The sequence below is a fragment of the Buttiauxella agrestis ATCC 33320 genome (assembly GCF_000735355.1).
Lineage (GTDB): Bacteria > Pseudomonadota > Gammaproteobacteria > Enterobacterales > Enterobacteriaceae > Buttiauxella > Buttiauxella agrestis.
Genome location: NZ_JMPI01000050.1, coordinates 48,446 through 67,315, shown reverse-complemented (window position 1 = coordinate 67,315; position 18,870 = coordinate 48,446). Strand labels below are relative to the sequence as shown.

Here is an 18,870-nt window from a genome sequence, read left to right as displayed (position 1 = left end):
CTGTGCGACAAGGCTCCTGCCTAATTCCTCAATCGAACAGTTCCAGCAGTTGTAGCTAATGAATACTGAAGCCACTCACGAATCAAATGCAGCAAAAACCACGGGTGAACGTTTACGTGTTGCCCGTGAAGAACTCGGTCTTAGCCAACAAGCCGTGGCAGAACGCCTGTGCCTGAAAGTTTCTACCGTTCGGGATATTGAAGATGACAAGGCGCCAGCTGAGTTAGCATCGACCTTCCTGCGTGGTTATATCCGTTCCTATGCACGTCTGGTGCGTATTCCGGAAGAAGAACTGTTGCCAATGATGGAAAAACAAGCACCAGTCAGAGCGGCGATTGTCGCTCCGATGCAAAGTTTTTCTCTGGGGAAACGCCGTAAGAAACGTGACGGCTGGCTGATGAGCTTTACCTGGCTCGTGTTGTTTGTTGTTGTCGGTCTGACCGGCGCCTGGTGGTGGCAAAACCATAAGGCAGCGCAGGAAGAAATCTCGACAATGGCTGATCAATCTTCAGCTGAACTTTCTGCCAGCAACAGTAACTCCCAGTCAGTTCCATTGACTCCCAGCGATTCGTCCACTGCTGATACCTCTGCACAGCAACCTGTGCAGACCCCAGCGCCGCAATCGACTTCTGTGACTGATCCAGCGCAAAGTCAGGCTGCGGCAGCAACGGCTCAACAAACTACCCCGGCGGATTCTTCCGCTGTGGTAGCACCAAGCCAGGCTCCAGTTGATAATGCCCAGACAACGACGCCACCGGCACCCAATACAGCTCTGCCAACTGACCAGGCTGCGGTAACCACTCCTGCGGCTGATCCTAATGCATTAGTCATGAACTTCAATGCTGATTGCTGGCTGGAAGTGACCGATGCGACGGGTAAAAAATTGTTCAGCGGTATGCAGCGTAAAGATGGCAATTTAAATTTAGCCGGTCAGGCACCGTATAAGTTGAAAATTGGTGCTCCGGCGGCAGTACAGATTCAGTTCCAGGGTAAACCTGTCGATCTGAGTCGTTTTATCAGAACTAGCCAGGTTGCACGTCTTACAGTAAGTGCTGAATAATCCAGCCTGCATGACGCGTAATTGTGGAGATTTGTAATGCATAACCAAGCCCCAATTCAACGTAGAAAATCCAAACGGATCTATGTCGGGAATGTGCCAATCGGCGACGGGGCACCGATCGCCGTCCAGTCAATGACCAACACCCGTACTACGGATGTTGAAGCCACTGTCAACCAGATCAAAGCGTTAGAAAGAGTAGGCGCCGATATCGTTCGTGTATCGGTTCCCACTATGGACGCGGCCGAAGCCTTTAAGCTGATTAAACAGCAGGTCAATGTCCCATTGGTCGCTGATATCCATTTTGACTATCGTATCGCCCTCAAAGTTGCTGAGTATGGTGTCGATTGTCTACGCATCAACCCAGGTAATATTGGCAGCGAAGAGCGTATTCGCAGCGTTGTCGATTGCGCTCGGGATAAAAACATTCCGATCCGCATCGGTGTAAATGCCGGCTCTCTGGAAAAAGATCTCCAGGAAAAATATGGCGAGCCAACGCCGCAGGCATTGTTAGAGTCAGCGATGCGCCACGTCGATCATCTGGATCGTCTTAACTTTGATCAGTTCAAAGTCAGCGTTAAAGCCTCCGATGTTTTTCTGGCGGTAGAATCCTATCGTTTACTGGCTAAGCAAATTGATCAGCCGCTGCATCTCGGGATCACCGAAGCGGGTGGCATGCGTGCAGGCTCAGTAAAATCTGCCATTGGTCTGGGCTTACTGCTTTCTGAAGGTATTGGTGACACGCTGCGCGTATCGTTAGCTGCTGATCCGGTGGAAGAAATTAAGGTCGGTTTCGATATTCTGAAATCTTTGCGCATTCGCGCTCGCGGTATTAACTTTATCGCCTGCCCAACATGTTCGCGTCAGGAATTCGATGTTATTGGAACCGTTAACGCTCTCGAGCAGCGCCTGGAAGATATCATCACCCCAATGGATGTTTCGATCATTGGCTGTGTGGTGAACGGGCCGGGTGAAGCGTTGGTTTCCACTTTGGGTGTGACGGGTGGCAACAAGAAGAGCGGTTTCTACGAAGACGGTGTGCGTCAAAAAGAGCGAATGGATAACGACAACATGATTGCGCAGCTTGAAGCGCGTATTCGTGCCAAAGCGTCCATGCTTGATGAAACGCAGCGGATTAGTATCCAGCAGTTGGAAAAATAGTGCGAAACATGGGAAGCATTCGGCTTCCCGTGTATGATTGAACCCGCCAGACGTTTCACTTTCGCAAACAGTCTGATTTCGGGTTCATTTTTTGTATAAATTCGGTAGAGAATAAACGTGGCAAAAAACATTCAAGCCATCCGCGGCATGAACGATTACCTGCCTGGCGAAACCGCCATCTGGCAGCGCATTGAAGGCATTCTGAAACAGGTGCTCGGCAGCTACGGTTACAGTGAAATCCGTTTGCCGATTGTAGAGCAGACCCCGTTATTCAAACGCGCCATCGGTGAAGTCACCGACGTGGTTGAAAAAGAGATGTATACCTTTGAGGACCGCAACGGCGATAGCCTGACTCTGCGTCCTGAAGGCACCGCGGGCTGCGTGCGTGCCGGTATCGAACATGGTCTTCTGTACAATCAGGAACAGCGCTTGTGGTACATCGGGCCGATGTTCCGCCATGAGCGCCCGCAAAAAGGGCGTTACCGCCAGTTCAATCAGTTGGGTGTTGAAGTCTTTGGTCTGCAAGGGCCCGATATAGATGCTGAACTAATCATGCTGACTGCGCGCTGGTGGCGTGCGCTGGGTATTGACCAGCACGTCAGCCTTGAGCTGAACTCTATTGGTTCGCTGGAAGCACGCGCTAACTATCGTGATGCGCTAGTGGCATTCCTTGAGCAGCACAAAGAAAAGCTCGACGAAGATTGCCAGCGTCGTATGTACAGCAATCCACTGCGTGTTCTCGATTCCAAAAATCCTGAAGTACAGGCACTGTTAGATGATGCGCCAACGCTTGGCGATTATCTGGACGAGGATTCTCGTGAACACTTCGCTGGCCTGTGTCAGTACCTGGATGCTGCGGGTATCGCTTATACCGTAAACCAGCGCCTGGTGCGCGGCCTGGATTACTACAACCGTACCGTTTTCGAATGGGTTACCAGCAGTCTTGGTTCTCAGGGCACCGTTTGTGCTGGCGGCCGTTACGACGGTTTAGTCGAGCAGCTCGGTGGCCGTGCAGCTCCGGCAGTTGGTTTCGCAATGGGCCTTGAACGTCTTGTTTTACTGGTTCAGGCTATTAATCCTGAATTTAAAGCAGAATCTGTTGTCGATATTTACCTGATATCGTCAGGTCAGGGAACGCAAGCTGCGGCAATGTTATTCGCCGAGCAATTGCGTGACCAGGTCCCAGCTATCAAACTGATGACCAACTATGGCGGTGGCAACTTCAAGAAACAGTTCGTCCGTGCAGATAAGTGGGGCGCTCGTGCGGCTCTGGTGCTGGGTGAAACGGAAGTCGCAAATGGTCAGGTGGTCGTGAAGGATCTGCGCACAGGTGAGCAAACTACCGTTGAACAAACCAACGCGGTGGCTCATTTGCAGGCGCTACTGGGTTAATTTCCCCAGTGATTAATCGTTAAGGAGAAGGACTGCGTGGAAATTTACGAAAACGATAACGAACAGGTTGATGCGGTAAAACGCTTCTTTGCTGAAAATGGCAAAGCGCTGGTTGTGGGTGTCGTACTGGGTATTGGCGCACTGGTTGGCTGGCGTTACTGGAACAGCCATCAAGCTGAAAGCGTAATGGCTTCTTCTCTTGAATACCAAACAGTGACAGATGCTGTGCGCGCAGATAATCCTGCCACACTGGCTGCCGCTGAGAAATTCGCAGCCGGCACAAAAAATACTTATGGTGCTCTGGCAGCACTGGAATTAGCGCAGAAGTATGCTGATAACAATGACCTTGCGAAAGCGGCAGCTCAGTTGCAGCAAGGTCTTGCCAACACAACTGATGAAAACCTGCAGGCGTTGATTAACGCACGACTGGCGCGTGTTCAAATTCAACAGAAGCAATCTGATGCGGCGCTGAAAACCCTCGACAGCATTAAAGGTGAAGGTTGGGTAGCGATTGTTGCTGATTTGCGCGGTGAAGCGCTGCTCAGCAAAGGGGATAAGCAAGGTGCGCGCGATGCGTGGAGCAAAGGCTCAAACACTGATGCTTCTCCAGCCCTGCGTGAAATGATGCAGATGAAAATTAATAATTTGTCGAGCTAAGAGGGACCCGATGCAATTGCGTAAACTACTTGTACCAGGGCTGATTTCTCTGACGCTGCTCAGCGGTTGTTCACTGTTTAGCGGTGAAGAAGACGTGGTTAAAATGTCTCCACTGCCGACAGTTGAAAACCAGTTTGAACCTGAAAAAACATGGAGCACTTCTGTTGGTAGCGGCATTGGTGATTTTTATTCCAATCTGCACCCAGCGTGGCAGGACGGCAACGTTTATGCCGCTGACCGCCGTGGCACCGTTAAAGCCGTAAACGCGGACGACGGTAAAGAAGTCTGGTCCGTCGATCTCTCTGAAAAAACGAATTTCTATTCCAGCAACCTTCCGGCACTGCTTTCTGGTGGCGTAACGGTTGAGGGGGCGCACGTTTACGTCGGCAGTGAAAAAGCACAGGTTTATGCGCTTAATACCTCTGATGGTAGTATTGCGTGGCAAAGCAAAGCGGCTGGCGAAGTCCTTTCTCGCCCGGTTGTGAGCGACGGTTTAGTTCTGGTTCACACCAGCAACGGCCAGCTCCAGGCATTTGATGAAGCTGACGGTGCGGTGAAATGGACCGTAAACCTGGATATGCCAGCGCTTTCCCTGCGCGGCGAATCAGCTCCAGCAGTAGCGTTTGGTGCAGCTATTGTCGGTGGCGATAACGGACGTGTCAGCGCTGTTTTGATGAAACAAGGTCAGCTGATTTGGCAGCAACGTATTTCTCAGGCAACTGGTGCGACTGAAATCGACCGTCTGAGCGATGTTGATACCACGCCAGTTATCGTGAATGGTGTTGTATATGCATTGGCATATAACGGCAACCTGACTGCGCTGGACTTACGTTCGGGTCAGGTCATGTGGAAACGTGAACTGGGTTCAGTGAACGATTTCATCGTGGATGCGAACCGCATTTTCCTCGTCGATCAGAATGACCGCGTTGTGGCATTAAACGCTGATGGCGGCGTGACTCTGTGGACGCAAAGCGATTTGCTGCACCGTAATTTGACCTCTCCTGTTTTGTACAACGGTTATTTGGTTGTAGCCGACAGCGAAGGCTATATGCACTGGATCAATGCCGACGATGGTCGCTTTGTTGCTCAACAGAAAGTGGACAGCTCTGGGTTCCAGACTGAGCCCGTTGTTGCCAGCGACAAACTGTTGATTCAGGCGAAAGATGGTACGTTGTACGCTATCAAGCGTTAAACTTACCTGACGTAATAGCATGAGCGAAACGGTTCCCGTAGTCCGGGAGCCGTTTCCTGTTTTTAGAAACGACGTGAATTGACGTCGTTTTATGATGAATTTTGAGTAATGAGGCTTTTATCATGGTACCTGTGGTTGCGCTCGTCGGGCGCCCTAATGTCGGAAAATCCACGTTGTTTAACCGCTTGACGCGTACCCGAGATGCGCTGGTCGCGGATTTCCCGGGGCTGACTCGCGACCGCAAGTATGGTCGTGCTGAAGTGGAAGGTCGCGAGTTTATTGCTATTGATACCGGTGGTATTGATGGCACTGAAGATGGCGTTGAAACACATATGGCTGCGCAGTCGCTTTTAGCGATTGAAGAAGCTGATGTCGTGCTATTTATGGTTGATGCGCGTGCAGGCTTGATGCCTGCAGATGAAGCTATCGCTAAGCATTTGCGTTCACGTCAGAAGCCAACCTTCCTGGTGGCGAACAAAACAGACGGTATGGACCCCGATCAGGCGGTAATTGATTTTTACTCCCTGGGTTTAGGTGAAATTCACCCAATCGCTGCCTCTCACGGTCGCGGTGTGACAACCTTGCTGGAACACGTGCTGATTCCGTTTATCGACGATAAAAACCCGCGCGAACCAGAAGAAGAAATTGATGAAGATGCAGCCTATTGGGCGGCATTTAATGCTAAGCATGGCATTGTTCCTGAAGGTGAAGAAGAAATCGAAGAGGAAGAAGAAGAAGCCTTCAATCCTATCGATTTGCCTATCAAACTGGCTATCGTTGGCCGTCCAAACGTAGGTAAGTCAACGCTTACCAACCGTATTTTGGGTGAAGATCGTGTAGTGGTTTATGACATGCCTGGCACCACGCGTGACAGCATCTATATCCCGATGGAACGTGATGAGCGTGAATATATTCTTATCGACACCGCTGGTGTGCGTAAGCGCGGCAAAATCACTGAAACCGTTGAGAAATTCTCGGTAATCAAAACCCTGCAAGCGATTGAAGACGCTAACGTTGTTATGTTGGTGATTGATGCTCGCGAAGGTATTTCCGACCAGGATTTGTCTCTGCTCGGCTTTATCCTGAATAGTGGGCGCTCACTGGTGATTGTCGTCAACAAGTGGGATGGCCTGAGCAACGAAGTCAGAGAGCAAGTTAAAGAGACCCTGGATTATCGTCTTGGCTTTATCGACTTTGCTCGCGTGCACTTTATCTCCGCACTGCATGGCAGTGGCGTGGGTAACTTGTTCGAATCTGTGCGTGAAGCTTATGACAGCTCAACGCGTCGCGTAAGCACTGCGTTACTGACTCGCATCATGACTATGGCTGCAGAAGATCACCAGCCGCCGTTAGTTCGTGGTCGTCGCGTTAAGCTGAAATATGCGCATGCCGGTGGTTATAACCCACCAATCGTTGTGATTCACGGCAACCAGGTTAAAGACCTGCCGGATTCCTACAAGCGCTATTTGATGAACTACTTCCGCAAATCGCTGGATGTGATGGGTACGCCAATCCGTATTCAGTTTAAAGAAGGGGAGAACCCGTTTGCCAACAAACGTAACACCCTGACACCGAACCAGATGCGTAAACGTAAGCGTTTGATCAAACACATCAAGAAAAGCAAATAATTCGTAGCGAGGAGTCATCCTGGCCATAAAAAAACCCGGTTTAACCGGGTTTTTTTATCTTTAAATTTCGCAATTAATCTTCATTTCACGCCATATTTGCTTTGCAACTCACTGATGCGTTGCTGATATGAGTCTGCCAGGCACGCGTTTTTATCGTCCTCTTTCCAGCACTCATTGCGCCCTTTAATCCAGCCTCGTTGTTCAGCTTTAAGCGTCGGATTATTTTTGGATTTAGCCAGCGCTTGCTTGTACGTCTCGGTAAGTTTTAGATCCTGAGCAGAAAGGGTTTTGCTTTGGCAAATGAGGTCTTCCATGCTGCCTTTATTTACGCCTGAGCAAGAAAACGATGGGCCTGTTTGCTGCTGCGATTTTTTATTTTCAGTGGGCGCGAAGCTTACTTCATCTTCAGGCAAACAGACGCCGTGAGTACGATTGGGGCCGGTAAAAGAGATCTCAGGATTACCGTCTGTTGAACGCACAATGCTGATCACCGTTTTACCGCTGGTCGCTTCCCAATAGGTCGGGCTGCTCTGTTTAATCGTCGCTTTTTGACCATTTACCCACACGCCACCTTTACCGTCACTGTAAGTTCCGCCCGTTTTCCCACAGCTAAAATTGAACGCCTGCGGAGGTGTCGTCTTTTCAGTCGACGCTTGCGAAGCGAGCGGAAATAAAACTAACGCAATGAGAACGATATTTTTCATGATGAACCCTTAGGTCGAAATTTGCGTACTGGCTTCAGTATGCGTTATGCCAGGGAATTTAACACGCTCATGTAAGGCTGGATTATCACTGTCATCTTTCAGCTTCACCCCGGTTAACCGGCGCAAGAAGGCTTATTCCAGGAGCCATGCAACTTTAAGCGCGGCAGCGGTGTAGGCAACCAGATTAAAGACCTGCCGGACTCCTACAAGCGTTACTTGATGAACTACTTCCGCAAATCGCTGGATGTTATGGGTACACTAATCCGTATCCAGTTCAAGGAAGGCGAGAACCCGTTTGGTTTTTTATCTCATAGTCCGGTAGAGAAAATTGGCTGATAAAGGCATTGAGCGCTTTGGTATCCGGCAGGGCAGACAATGCACCTTTGCGGGTTGTCGCGAGGGCACCACAGGCACCAGCCTGAGCAATGGCCTGATGGATCTGTTCAAAGCTCTCGGGCATCCCATTATGTGCAATCCAGGCCAACAAACCGGCGACGAAAGCGTCGCCAGCCCCGGTTGTATCGACACTATCGACGGTATAGCCATTGAAATGGATGACGCTGTCGCGCCATAACACCATGGCGCCTTGCGAACCGTAGGTCACTACTTTCAGTTGTGCAGGTAGCGCCTTAAGACCTTCAAGCGCCAGGGTAAAATTGTGGGTACCTGTCATCCAGTACCATTCTTCTTCCGAGAGTTTAAGAATGTCGGCCTGAGAGGAAAAATGGCGCACCGTCTCGAGCATTTCATGCTTGTCGAGCCACATTTGCTCCCGTAAGTTCACATCGAAACTCAGCAATCCCCCGCGTTGTTTAACATTGCTGATGGCGGCAACCAATGTATTACGGCAAACGTCGGTGACCATTGCCAGAGAGCAGAAGTGCAGAATATCGTTGCTAAATTCTGGAAGGGCATCGGACGTTAAAAATTGATCGGCGGAGGGGGTGGTTAAAAACGTAAACTCGCGCTCTCCGCCACTATTCAGAGAGACCAGCACCGTACTGGTTTTGTGCTGGTTATCCAGTTGAAGGCATGCGGTTGAGACGCCTGAGTCAGACAGCGTTTTTTTTAGAAAATGACCAAAGTCGTCATCACCAACCCGGCCAATAAAGCCACTCTGGCTGTGTAAACGTGCAGCACCGACCGCAACATTGAATGGGGCTCCTCCTGCGCAGGCTTGATACTGCATCTCTGAAAGCGGTAAAAGATCGACCACCGCATCGCCAAGAGTCCAGATATTCATGATATTTCCTTAATGATAATTAACTCATTTTATTCAAACGTATTTTTTAAAAGTTATAATCCAGCATCAACTTATAATCGGTGGTGAGGGCATCGCCATTAGTGACCCAGCTTCCGCTCTGGTTTATCAACGAACCGGTAACTTCCCCAGATGCTGTGAAACGAGAGGTCAAAGGATAATTCACCGACACCTTCAGGAAGCGATTACGGGTATTTTGGAATACTTCGCCATCTTCAGGCTGTGCATTGTTTTTCTTATAATGCCCATAACCGCCGCTCAGTGTTGTGGATAATTTCCCCCAGTTGCGCCAGACGCCGAATGAAGCGGTCCAGCTTTTTTCGTCGATATCGCCCCACTGCGCTCTGTCTAAAATGGCAGAAGCAAATTGCTGGCGGAACCAGACTCCGGTGGTGTTGTTGATAATATATTGCACCCCTGGTTCAATCTGAAATGAACGTACGTCACGGTCATTTTGTGAACCACCGCTGCGGCGATGGTCAATCTGCTGATACAGGTAGTTAAAGAAGGATAAATTGTCCGTAACACGCAAATCGGTAAAGAACTTGGCGCGTCCTTGCCAACGATCGTCGATTGACGCACTCCCGCCCATAACATCCCAGCCATAACGAAGGCGCTTATAGAAATATTCGTGGCCGATAATCAACTGAGTCCACTGATTCTGGCTGATGTAAGTCTGGTTCTCCCACGTGCCGTTATAGTTGGTGGTTCTGCCATCAGAGAACGCCAGATACCAACCGGGTAATGCATCATGACGCATTACCCCTTGTACAAACGTCAGTGAATCATTCCCGCTGTGGAAATGGCTGTTACGCCAGTTATTATCCTCAATGGCATATTTCATTTTAAGCTGGCCGTGAACGCGACCACCGGCAGGATTGGAGGAGCGAGTTGAGGTCCACATGACATCCTCATCCAGATATGACCACGGATCCACGGCAATAACCTTTCCCGATGAATCCTTCATGATGCTCATACTCGCATTCGCCAGCGCTGGAAAAAGAAGAACAAAAATAACAGACAGGGCATGATGGTTTTTCATAATAATATCCCGTTAAATCATTTCTTTTATTTTCAGCATTGCGTGAAAATTATCGTTTTGAGGCAGACTGATACTCCATGGTTTCTCCTGCATGGAATACATCCGGGTGCTGAATGCCGCTTTATTGTTTATGTAAAAAACAGCAATTGAGTTTTGAACCAGAACACGTAACTCAACTTTGTCATCGAGCGGAACATTCACCCAGGATTCAGCGTTGGCCTGATGAATCGACGCGAGCGGAGCGTTAAAAAAGTAGACTTTCCCTTTGCTCTTATTGAACACAACGTTGAGCGTCGCATCACTGACTCTGTCGTCAGTCAGCCCAAAGCTCATGACCATTCCCGCAGAGGGAACATCTACCGTTGCGCTTAATTCACCTCGTTTGGGCAGGGGTGGGTACACAGAGGACTGTAACAAGCCGAACTGCGTTGCCGTTTTTAGCGTTTTACTGCTCGTTAAGGTGGTAACTGGACCTGGGTTGTCATTGATGACCGTCAGTAGCTCATGGGGGAGGATGCTATTGAGCTGGCCTTTGTCATCTGCGGTCAGCTCATGAACTACCAGATTTCCTGCCCAGTCAATGTTGCCGCTGTCGCGGTTTCCCGCTTTGGTCGGGATCCAACCGAAAACAAACAAGCGGTCGTTTTTGAGAGCCAGTTTGCCTGCGTATAAACCCGACCCATCGACCACATAATTGTCCATTTTCCGCCACGGCCCGTCCGGATTCTCCGCGACCCGATATTGTGTCAGGCGTAGCGGCCATTGGTCGCTAAAGCTGAGATACCAACGTCCGTTGAAGAACACAAGCGTCGGGCATTCGAGGTTTGCGTTGCTGGTAATAGTATCGTTATTAAAAAATACCCCACGGTCTTCCCAGTTCTTTAAATCGGTTGAGCTGTACCGGGCAATAACACCACGACCATTGCTGCGGGTAGTAATTAACATCCAGTATTCTTTCTTTTCTTCAATCCAGACAATATGGGGATCGCGGAAGTCATTACCCCGATAGTTACCGCCTGGCAGAATCGTATCCTGAGGGTGTTTCACCCAGTGAAGACGGTCTTCACTGGTCGCGTGCATAATGGACTCCACCGGGAACACATTTTCATTATGTGCGGTGTACCAGGCATGCCAGATATTGCCGACTTTAATAATCGAGCCGGTTCCCAATAGCAGTTCAGGATCGTCAACGTCGTTAACGTAGGGAATCACTTCCGAATGGTTCTGATAATCATATAAGTTGGCACTCGACAGCAGATGAATTGCGTGTACTCCTACATCGCTACCACCGCGTACATCATTAAGATAAAAAATATCAAATTTGCCATCGCTATAAACAGGCATCGGGTCACCAATAAATGAACCCTCCACTCGTGGGAAAAAGTTATTAATATGACTAATGCTTTTATTATGTAATGTTTCTTTAGATGGCTGCGACCAGGCTGTCGTATTTCCAACAGAAAGCGCCAGCAGAGCGACGAATGCCACCAACGTTGATTTTTTCATGCTATACCTGAATGTCAGAAGTTATAATTCACGCCAACCACGGTAAATGGATTCCATGAGTGACCGGTAGATGTCCAGAGTCCGGTTTCTTTGGTAAATTGCGCTTTGAATTCACCATATAATCTCACTTCACCAACAACCGGATAGCTGATGGTGCCGCCAATAAATTTATATCGGCCATCATAAAAAACTTCTTTGGCATTGCTGGCATTATCTATTTTGTCCTGACCGAATCCAAAATACAGCGAGGTTAATAGAGGGTACCAATTTCGCCAGAGTCCAGCCGTGACTTTCCATTCTTCTTCAATAATGTCGCCCCAGCTTTCACGCTCCTGACGGTTATAGTAATAATAAGGTCGAAGATACAAACCAAGATCCGGGCTCACGCGGTATTGAATGGCAGGTTCAATTTCAAATATATACTGATCAAGATCGCCATTTCCTGGCTCATTACCCTGCGGCTGATATTCACCATAAGCATATCCGGCAAGGCTCCATTTGTTGCTCAGTCGCAGGTCCTGCCAGACTTTGAACCTATTCTTCCAGCGTTTAGTTGCTGTTTCGGAACCGACCATGACTTCCGTACCGATATTACCTCGCCAGGTTTCAACAATATGACCAACAAAAATCTCATTGATGGTATTGGTTCCATTGTAGTCCTGATTGCTAAACTGGCCTTTATAACTATCTTCCCTGGCATTCCAGAAACCAAAATACCAGTTTGGTAATTCATCGTGCCTTAAAAAAGCCTGGATGGTGGCGAGTTTGAATTTTCCGCTGTCTTTCTTATTATTACTCCAGCGAACATCATCAATTTCTACCTGAGTCCCGATGTTTCCGTGCAGGCCGCCGACTTCCATGTTGCGACCGATACTGTTCCAGTGAACCGGCGGGTCTTCCTGTCTTAAACGCAATAGGCTGACATCTTCCGGGTTATCTACGTTATTATTTTTTTTCACTTCAGCTGTTTTATTATCAGTTGATGCTGATAATGTTACTGGCACTGACGATGCCGTGGGTTCAGATTCTTTACCCGCAGTAACAACGCTAAGTGATGATTGCTTATTTTCTTTTTTTGCCAGTGATGTACTCGTTGTTTTGGTTTCAGATTCATCTTGAAAATAGCTTTCATAGCTTCCTGTATAATCTACTGCCTGTTCTGTTGTTTCTTCAGCAATGGCAGGATATGTAACCAATGACAGTATCAATGCCAGTGTCTGTTTTCTTGAAACGAATATTTTTTTATTTATCGCTCTAATGCGATGCTGAGGTGCTAATATTTCATCCATTTTGCTATCTCATTATTCCAGACAGTAATATGCCAGCCAGAGACTGGCAGAAATAAAAAGCTTTCAATGTAAGAAACACGTCGAAACTGAGTGGGATTATTTATCCAAAGACCAGTATCCGGCATCTTGTAATGAGGCAATACCGTGATTCGCAAACAGTGAAATATCGCGTTGATCCGGCTGCGGATAAATTCGGCTGCTTAAGCAAGCGTCGCCATCGTTAACAAATACTTCCACTGATGAGCGATCAATAAATATTCGCAGTGACAGTAAGCTGTTTGCGGGCAGCGGAATGCTGCGCGTCCCTTCAAGTGAATATTTCGGATAGCTACGCTCCACCACCAGACGCTGGGCCTGATTGTCGACGTATATTCTCAGCCCGTCGCCTAACGCCATGCCAAACTGTTCAGCCGTAGACGCGCTCAGATCCCATGCCAGCTGCACCTCGACCGCTTCGGCATTTGCCGTGACAAGGACTTTCTGATTATTCAGGTCGCGAACGGGCGCGGGATAATAGCTGCCGCGCAGTGCGGTGACTTCGTCAGCGGGTTTCATCTTCACACGATGATTGTCATCAAGGCTTAATTCACGCGGGAGAGAGAGCATACCGGCCCATCCATCCTGCTGTTCGGGCATCGGCGATTCCCACATAGCCAGCCAGCCGATGACAATGCGGCGGTTATCCGGGGTCAGGAAACTTTGCGGAGCATAAAAGTCGTGTCCATGGTCCAGCTCAATAAATTCTCCATTATGGGTGAACGGTTGTCCTGGCTGCCATTCCCCGAGCAAATAGCCACTCTGGAAGAGGTTGCGATGATGATAACCTTCCGCCGCCATCCCTTGTGGGGAGAACATCAGGACGCGCTTATCTCCCAGGGTAAAGAAATCCGGGCATTCCCACATAAAACCCATGCCTTCGTCAGCCTCGGCGAAAATACCTTTGTCGTGCCACTCACGGAGATCGGTGGAGCGGTACAGGCGCACCTGGCCAGTATTCTCCACGCGGGAACCGACAACCATGTACCAGAACTCACCTTCGCGCCACACCTTCGGATCGCGAAAATGATGCAGTCCTGGCGGTGTATCAATCACCATGCCATGCCGTTCAAAATGGATGCCGTCACAGCTGCTTGCCAGGCACTGCACCTGGTAGAGATTGTCGTCGGTGTCTGCCGAACCGTGAAATTTATGTCCGGTATAAATCAGCGCCAGCGTATCGCCGTCCACCACGGCGGAGCCGGAGAAACAGCCGTCTTTATCCGCCGGGCCTTCCGGGGCCAGCGCAACCGGTAGATGTTCCCAGTGCACCAGATCTTTGCTGCGGGCGTGCCCCCAGTGCATCGGACCCCATTGAGGGGAATAGGGGTGATGTTGATAAAACGCGTGATACCAACCATCAAACCACACCAGGCCGTTAGGATCATTCATCCAGCCTGCGCGAGCGGCAAGGTGATACCGCGGATACCAGCGTGGATTGATAGCGGATTGTGCTTTTTCCAGCGTCTGTTCAGCCTGTTCTAATAAGGATGTCATTGTCTTTACTCTCAGTACATTAAACAGCGTTTTGCTGCAGAAAGGATGGCTCAGATGAGGGTTGATTTGAGCGCAAAAGGAAAATGGAAATAAACGTGGTGCAGAACACCGTAATGCCCATGATCAGATAGGACTGAGCGAAGCCGAATTTCTCATAGCTAAAGCCCGCCAGCGGGGATAACACGGAGCCAATAATCGAGCTGGTGCAGGCGAATCCCACCAGATAAATCGTGGAGGACAGGCGTTTATCGAAATTTAGACTGTTGTATTTAAAAATGGCGACTAACAGTATCGGCAGTTCAACAGCGTGAAGCAGTTTGGTAATTGAAATCAGCAGGGGTCCTTCCACCAGACCGGAAGCAATCATGCGCAGCGCCATTACCATCCCTGCGAATATCAGACCATTTTTAGCGCCAATGCGGTTAACCAGCCACGGTGCACAAAACATGCCTGCTGCCTCTAGAAAGACCTGGAAGGAGTTTAAATAGCCAAACATCGCGTTCCCTTCTCTTAATGTCGGGAACTGTGAAGAGAAATAGACCGGGAATTGCTGGTCGTATACGCCGTAAATGCAGGTTCCGACCACAAAGAAGATAAGTGCCCAGAAGTGCGGTAAGGTGAGCAAGCGCAGGGCATCTGTCAGGGAGACTTTTTTAGCGCCTATTTCGAGTTTCTCCATGCTTGCCGGAGCCGCGACTTTTAAGCGGAGCAGCAGGCAGAAGAAGATTATCCCTGAGCAAGAGGCCACCAGGAAGTTAAGGTCAGGGTTGATATTAAACAGTAACCCGGCAAAAAACGTGGCGACAGCCCAGCCCAGAGACCCCCACATGCGGGCCCGTCCAAACTCAAAGGTACTCTGACGCGCAACGCGCTCGGTATAAGACTCCAGAACGCCGATACCACCATTAAATGTCAGCCCGATAAATAAACCACCGAACGCGCTCCCCAACAGAATGTTGATGCTCAGCAAATAGCTAAACAGCAGATAAGCGGGGCCGGAGAGGATCAGCAGGGCGGTGATGAACCATAACAGATGTTTGCGCAGGCCAAGTCGATCCTGGATAAAGCCATAACAAACCTGAGCGAAGAGCGCGGAAACGGATAATACGGAAAAGATAATGCCGGTTTCCGATGTTTTTAGCCCCACTTCCTGGTTAAGCCAAATGGAGAGAAGTGAACTTGACGAGGACCAAGTCACAAAGAAAAAGAACAGCAGAGCGCTGAGCAGCAGGTAGCTGCGTGAAGGCCGTTTTTTCATTTATGTAATCTCATAAGAGGGTATGCAAAAATGGTAACGTTAACATTTTTGATATACACTTAATTTTGGCTTGTTAACCGATGTTAATCACAAAAGTTAACGTTAACATTAATATGTTGCGATCAAGATCAAATTTTTTATCGTGGTTTGCATAGCCTTGGGGTTCGATGCTTAAAATAGGGAATTCGCGTTTGATCACAACCCTTAAATCGCTGGATCGAGTGCAAAACCAGGATTGGATCGTTAGTTTTTTAATGGAAGGTTATGGCGTCTTTAAAAGATGTGGCCAGACTGGCCAATGTATCTCTAATGACCGTGTCGCGGGTGCTGAATGATCCGAAACGCGTGAAACCTGAAACCCTTTCACGGGTGCAGGAGGCTATCTTACAGCTCAACTATGTGCCGGATCTGTCTGCCCGCCAGGTGCGTCGTGTTGGCTCCAGGAATAAAACAATTGGCGTGCTTGCTCTGGATACAGTCACTACCCCTTTTTCAGTCGAAATTACGCTGTCTATCGAAGAAACCGCACGGGCGTATGGCTGGAATAGCTTCGTGGTTAACATGTTTGCTGATGACAATCCTGACGATATTGTCGATCTGCTACTCGCGCACCGGCCTGGGGGGATTATTTTCACCACCATGGGGCTGCGCGAAGTGAGTATCTCCCCCAGGTTGCTGAAGCATCCCCTTGTACTCGCCAATTGCGAGAACAAGGGAGAACTGGTTGCCAGCTATATTCCTAACGATGAACAAGGGCAGTATACCGCAGTGCAGGCGCTATTAGCGGCGGGGTATCGTCGCCCTCTCTGCTTGCATTTACCTGCCAACCATCTGGCGACGCTTCGCCGCTGTCGGGGGCTTGATCGCGCTTGCCGTGAAGCCAATATCAATCCCGATACGCTTGAGCACTGCTATATGCAATATGGTGACGAGCACTACCGTGATATTCCGGACATTCTGCTGGCGCATATCTATCAGGGGCAACCGCAATTTGATTCGGTGATCTGTGGCAATGACCGTATTGCATTTATGGTATATCAGACGCTGTTGACACAAGGGATCCGAATCCCACAGGATATTGCTGTTCTTGGGTACGATAACCTCGTAGGGATCGGGAATTTGTTTATCCCCCCGCTATCCACTGTCCAGCTACCGCACTATGAGATTGGGCGCTTAAGTACATTGCACATCATCAACGGCGACAGCCACCGAGAGAAAGTGCTGGTCGATAGTCCCTGGCTGTTGCGAGAATCATTTTGAGAAAGCATTGAGGAACTATAATTCTCAGCATGCGAATGACGATATTTGGAATAAACCTTCCCGGCGAATAATAAAAATGCAGTTGTGTTCCGATTCCATCGGTTTGCGCTTAGGTTTCCATCTGGGTACAACAAAAGATGAATAGAGTTGCAGAACTGAAAGGAGTAATTATGGAAACGAAATGCCCGGTGTGTGAAAACCCGCTCCAGCCAACCGATACAGGCGCGCAATGTGAAGCCTGCAAACAGGATTTTCGTCTTGAGGCTCGCTGCCCGGATTGCCACAAGCCGCTGGAAGTTTTAAAAGCCTGCGGTGCGGTGGATTATTTTTGCCAGAATGGACATGGTTTGATCTCGAAGAAACGCGTCGAGTTCGTGCCTGTTGTCGAATAAGTTTTAGCTTTTCGCCGCCGTTTTACGCTTGCGTACAGGCTTCACCGGTGTAATGCCGGTGACCTGGCTTTCCACCCAGCCATCTTCCAGACGCGTTGTTAGCGTATCCCCAGAATTGACCTGTTTGGTTTTCTTCAGCACTTTGCCATCTGTCGCCGTTGTGACGCTATAACCACGCGCCAGGGTCGCCAGCGGACTGACCGCTTCAAGCTGTGCGATAGCCGTGCCGAAGCGTTGGCGAGTCTGGCTAAGACGCGCCGTGACCACCTGCGATAAACGATATTCCAACTGCTGTAAACGAGTCTGGGCGCGATGAATTCGAGCTTGTGGTTGTTGCTGGTTCAAACGCTGCATCAGGCGCTGCTGCTGTTGCGAACTGCGGCGCAGTTTTGCGTCCATTGCCACGGTCAAACGCTGCTGTAAACGCTCAAGCGTCGTTTGTTGGCGAGCCAGGCGCAGTTGCGGATGTTGTTGTTGCAGGCGATGTTGTAAGCGCGTGAAGCGCTGCGTGCGCTGGGCGAGATAATAATCCATCGCCATTTCCATACGCTGCTGCGACGATTGCAACTGACGCAGTAATTCGAGCTGATTACGGCTGACAATTTCCGCTGCGGCTGAAGGCGTTGGCGCGCGGACATCTGCGACAAAATCGGCGATCGTGACGTCAGTTTCATGCCCTACGGCACTAACGATCGGGATCTTGCTTGCGAAGATAGCCCTGACAACGCGCTCATCGTTAAAGCTCCATAAATCTTCCAGCGAGCCGCCGCCGCGCCCGACAATCAGCACGTCACACTCTTTGCGCACGTTTGCCAGCTCAATAGCGCGTATGATTTGCATCGGCGCATCAGCGCCCTGAACAGCGGTCGGATAAATAATTACCGGCAGAGAAGGGTCGCGGCGTTTGAGCACGTGCAAAATGTCATGCAGCGCGGCACCAGTTTTTGAAGTAATCACGCCGACCTGATGCGCAGGCGTCGGCAGTTGTTGCTTATGGATTTGTTCAAACAAACCTTCAGCGGTGAGGCGTTGTTTCAGCTCTTCGTATTGCTGCTGTAACAAACCTTCGCCCGCCGGTTGCATGCTTTCAACGATAATCTGATAATCACCGCGTGGCTCGTACAGAGTCAGAGTCGCACGCACCAAAACCTGCTGCCCATGTTGCGGACGGAAGGTGACGCGACGATTGCTGTTACGGAACATCGCACCACGAATTTGTGCGGTATCGTCTTTGAGCGTGAAGTACCAGTGACCGGAAGCCGGTTGGGTGAAGTTGGAAATTTCACCGCTGATCCAGACTTGCCCCATCTCTTGTTCCAGCAGCATTCTAACCGTCTGATTCAGACGGCTGACGGTAAAAATTGATGGAGTATTTATCGTTGGCATGTGACCTGGATCAAATTCTAAATCAGCAAGTTATTCGGTCAATAGTACCTTTCGTATTCTCCTAGGCAAGGAGTTTTCTTAAAAAAGTGTGGATGCAATCGATTCCGCTCTGTATAATGCCGCGGCAATATTTTATCTGTTCTCATTCACCC

At 49.5% G+C, this 18,870-nt stretch carries 16 protein-coding genes and 2 pseudogenes; 9 read left to right on the top strand and 9 right to left on the bottom strand.

Annotated elements, in window-relative coordinates; all coding sequences use genetic code 11:
* The first annotated feature begins 58 nt into the window (after nt 1-58).
* From rodZ to der, 6 genes are all read left to right on the top strand, one after another.
* Nucleotides 59-1,060, top strand: a complete 1,002-nt coding sequence (rodZ, locus tag GBAG_RS15070; RefSeq protein WP_034497675.1) for a cytoskeleton protein RodZ — start codon at nt 59-61, stop codon at nt 1,058-1,060.
* 36 nt (nt 1,061-1,096) lie between these two features.
* Entirely contained in the window at nt 1,097-2,218 is a 1,122-nt protein-coding gene (ispG, locus tag GBAG_RS15065) for a flavodoxin-dependent (E)-4-hydroxy-3-methylbut-2-enyl-diphosphate synthase (protein ID WP_034497673.1), read from the top strand.
* Nucleotides 2,219-2,335: 117 nt separating this feature from the next.
* A complete protein-coding gene (hisS, locus tag GBAG_RS15060) occupies nt 2,336-3,610 on the top strand; it encodes a histidine--tRNA ligase (protein ID WP_034497669.1) in 1,275 nt (424 codons plus the stop codon).
* A 36-nt stretch (nt 3,611-3,646) separates the two neighbouring features.
* Complete coding sequence (locus GBAG_RS15055; protein WP_034497666.1) at nt 3,647-4,267, top strand: YfgM family protein; 621 nt, start codon at nt 3,647-3,649, stop codon at nt 4,265-4,267.
* Nucleotides 4,268-4,277: 10 nt separating this feature from the next.
* Nucleotides 4,278-5,459 (top strand): outer membrane protein assembly factor BamB, encoded by a 1,182-nt coding sequence (bamB, locus tag GBAG_RS15050; protein WP_034497664.1) that lies wholly within the window; start codon nt 4,278-4,280, stop codon nt 5,457-5,459.
* A 122-nt stretch (nt 5,460-5,581) separates the two neighbouring features.
* Nucleotides 5,582-7,087, top strand: a complete 1,506-nt coding sequence (gene der, locus GBAG_RS15045; protein ID WP_034497662.1) for a ribosome biogenesis GTPase Der — start codon at nt 5,582-5,584, stop codon at nt 7,085-7,087.
* Between the two features lie 80 nt (nt 7,088-7,167).
* Here der and GBAG_RS15040 read toward each other — a convergent pair whose 3' ends face one another.
* Together GBAG_RS15040 and GBAG_RS23125 are read right to left on the bottom strand one after the other, a co-directional pair.
* A complete protein-coding gene (locus GBAG_RS15040) occupies nt 7,168-7,791 on the bottom strand; it encodes a lysozyme inhibitor LprI family protein (RefSeq protein WP_034497660.1) in 624 nt (207 codons plus the stop codon).
* A 9-nt stretch (nt 7,792-7,800) separates the two neighbouring features.
* Nucleotides 7,801-7,971 (bottom strand): annotated as a pseudogene (locus tag GBAG_RS23125) (hypothetical protein); the annotation flags it as partial.
* Between GBAG_RS23125 and GBAG_RS22510 the strand changes: the two are divergent.
* Nucleotides 7,966-8,088, top strand: a pseudogene (locus GBAG_RS22510) (hypothetical protein); the annotation flags it as partial. The pseudogenes GBAG_RS23125 and GBAG_RS22510 sit on opposite strands and share 6 nt — an antisense overlap.
* On the opposite strand, the gene GBAG_RS15035 reads toward GBAG_RS22510, so the two are convergent.
* The 6 genes from GBAG_RS15035 to GBAG_RS15010 all read right to left on the bottom strand — a co-directional run bounded on the left by GBAG_RS15035 (nt 8,066) and on the right by GBAG_RS15010 (nt 15,680).
* The gene (locus tag GBAG_RS15035) at nt 8,066-9,034 is read right to left on the bottom strand and encodes an aminoimidazole riboside kinase (RefSeq protein ID WP_034497658.1); all 969 of its coding nucleotides are present in this window, start codon (nt 9,032-9,034) and stop codon (nt 8,066-8,068) included. The pseudogene GBAG_RS22510 and the gene GBAG_RS15035 overlap by 23 nt on opposite strands.
* Before the next feature lie 46 nt (nt 9,035-9,080).
* On the bottom strand, nt 9,081-10,094 hold the full coding sequence (locus GBAG_RS15030; RefSeq protein WP_034497655.1) for an OmpG porin family protein: 1,014 nt from the start codon (nt 10,092-10,094) through the stop codon (nt 9,081-9,083).
* A gap of 12 nt (nt 10,095-10,106) precedes the next feature.
* A complete protein-coding gene (locus tag GBAG_RS15025) occupies nt 10,107-11,600 on the bottom strand; it encodes a glycoside hydrolase family 32 protein (protein WP_034497652.1) in 1,494 nt (497 codons plus the stop codon).
* A 14-nt stretch (nt 11,601-11,614) separates the two neighbouring features.
* Nucleotides 11,615-12,889 (bottom strand): OmpG porin family protein, encoded by a 1,275-nt coding sequence (locus GBAG_RS15020; protein WP_034497650.1) that lies wholly within the window; start codon nt 12,887-12,889, stop codon nt 11,615-11,617.
* Nucleotides 12,890-12,985: 96 nt separating this feature from the next.
* Nucleotides 12,986-14,422, bottom strand: a complete 1,437-nt coding sequence (locus GBAG_RS15015; RefSeq protein WP_034497648.1) for a glycoside hydrolase family 32 protein — start codon at nt 14,420-14,422, stop codon at nt 12,986-12,988.
* A gap of 19 nt (nt 14,423-14,441) precedes the next feature.
* Entirely contained in the window at nt 14,442-15,680 is a 1,239-nt protein-coding gene (locus GBAG_RS15010; protein WP_034497646.1) for an MFS transporter, read from the bottom strand.
* Between the two features lie 264 nt (nt 15,681-15,944).
* Between GBAG_RS15010 and GBAG_RS15005 the strand changes: the two genes are divergently transcribed.
* Both GBAG_RS15005 and GBAG_RS15000 read left to right on the top strand, forming a co-directional pair.
* Nucleotides 15,945-16,940 carry a LacI family DNA-binding transcriptional regulator gene (locus tag GBAG_RS15005; RefSeq protein ID WP_034497643.1) on the top strand — a complete coding sequence of 332 codons (996 nt, stop codon included), beginning with the start codon at nt 15,945-15,947 and terminating at the stop codon, nt 16,938-16,940.
* Between the two features lie 170 nt (nt 16,941-17,110).
* Nucleotides 17,111-17,332, top strand: a complete 222-nt coding sequence (locus GBAG_RS15000; RefSeq protein WP_034497640.1) for a zinc ribbon domain-containing protein — start codon at nt 17,111-17,113, stop codon at nt 17,330-17,332.
* Between the two features lie 3 nt (nt 17,333-17,335).
* Here GBAG_RS15000 and xseA read toward each other — a convergent pair whose 3' ends face one another.
* Nucleotides 17,336-18,718 (bottom strand): exodeoxyribonuclease VII large subunit, encoded by a 1,383-nt coding sequence (gene xseA, locus GBAG_RS14995; RefSeq protein WP_034497637.1) that lies wholly within the window; start codon nt 18,716-18,718, stop codon nt 17,336-17,338.
* Nucleotides 18,719-18,870 lie beyond the last annotated feature (152 nt).

Bases quoted from the DNA above. Each gene is read 5' to 3' on its own strand.
- rodZ (WP_034497675.1), top strand. From the start codon at position 59: ATGAATACTGAAGCCACTCACGAATCAAATGCAGCAAAAACCACGGGT.
- ispG (WP_034497673.1), top strand. From the start codon at position 1,097: ATGCATAACCAAGCCCCAATTCAACGTAGAAAATCCAAACGGATCTAT.
- bamB (WP_034497664.1), top strand. From the start codon at position 4,278: ATGCAATTGCGTAAACTACTTGTACCAGGGCTGATTTCTCTGACGCTG.
- der (WP_034497662.1), top strand. From the start codon at position 5,582: ATGGTACCTGTGGTTGCGCTCGTCGGGCGCCCTAATGTCGGAAAATCC.
- GBAG_RS15040 (WP_034497660.1), bottom strand. From the start codon at position 7,791: ATGAAAAATATCGTTCTCATTGCGTTAGTTTTATTTCCGCTCGCTTCG.
- GBAG_RS15035 (WP_034497658.1), bottom strand. From the start codon at position 9,034: ATGAATATCTGGACTCTTGGCGATGCGGTGGTCGATCTTTTACCGCTT.
- GBAG_RS15030 (WP_034497655.1), bottom strand. From the start codon at position 10,094: ATGAAAAACCATCATGCCCTGTCTGTTATTTTTGTTCTTCTTTTTCCA.
- GBAG_RS15025 (WP_034497652.1), bottom strand. From the start codon at position 11,600: ATGAAAAAATCAACGTTGGTGGCATTCGTCGCTCTGCTGGCGCTTTCT.
- GBAG_RS15020 (WP_034497650.1), bottom strand. From the start codon at position 12,889: ATGGATGAAATATTAGCACCTCAGCATCGCATTAGAGCGATAAATAAA.
- GBAG_RS15015 (WP_034497648.1), bottom strand. From the start codon at position 14,422: ATGACATCCTTATTAGAACAGGCTGAACAGACGCTGGAAAAAGCACAA.
- GBAG_RS15010 (WP_034497646.1), bottom strand. From the start codon at position 15,680: ATGAAAAAACGGCCTTCACGCAGCTACCTGCTGCTCAGCGCTCTGCTG.
- GBAG_RS15005 (WP_034497643.1), top strand. From the start codon at position 15,945: ATGGCGTCTTTAAAAGATGTGGCCAGACTGGCCAATGTATCTCTAATG.
- GBAG_RS15000 (WP_034497640.1), top strand. From the start codon at position 17,111: ATGGAAACGAAATGCCCGGTGTGTGAAAACCCGCTCCAGCCAACCGAT.
- xseA (WP_034497637.1), bottom strand. From the start codon at position 18,718: ATGCCAACGATAAATACTCCATCAATTTTTACCGTCAGCCGTCTGAAT.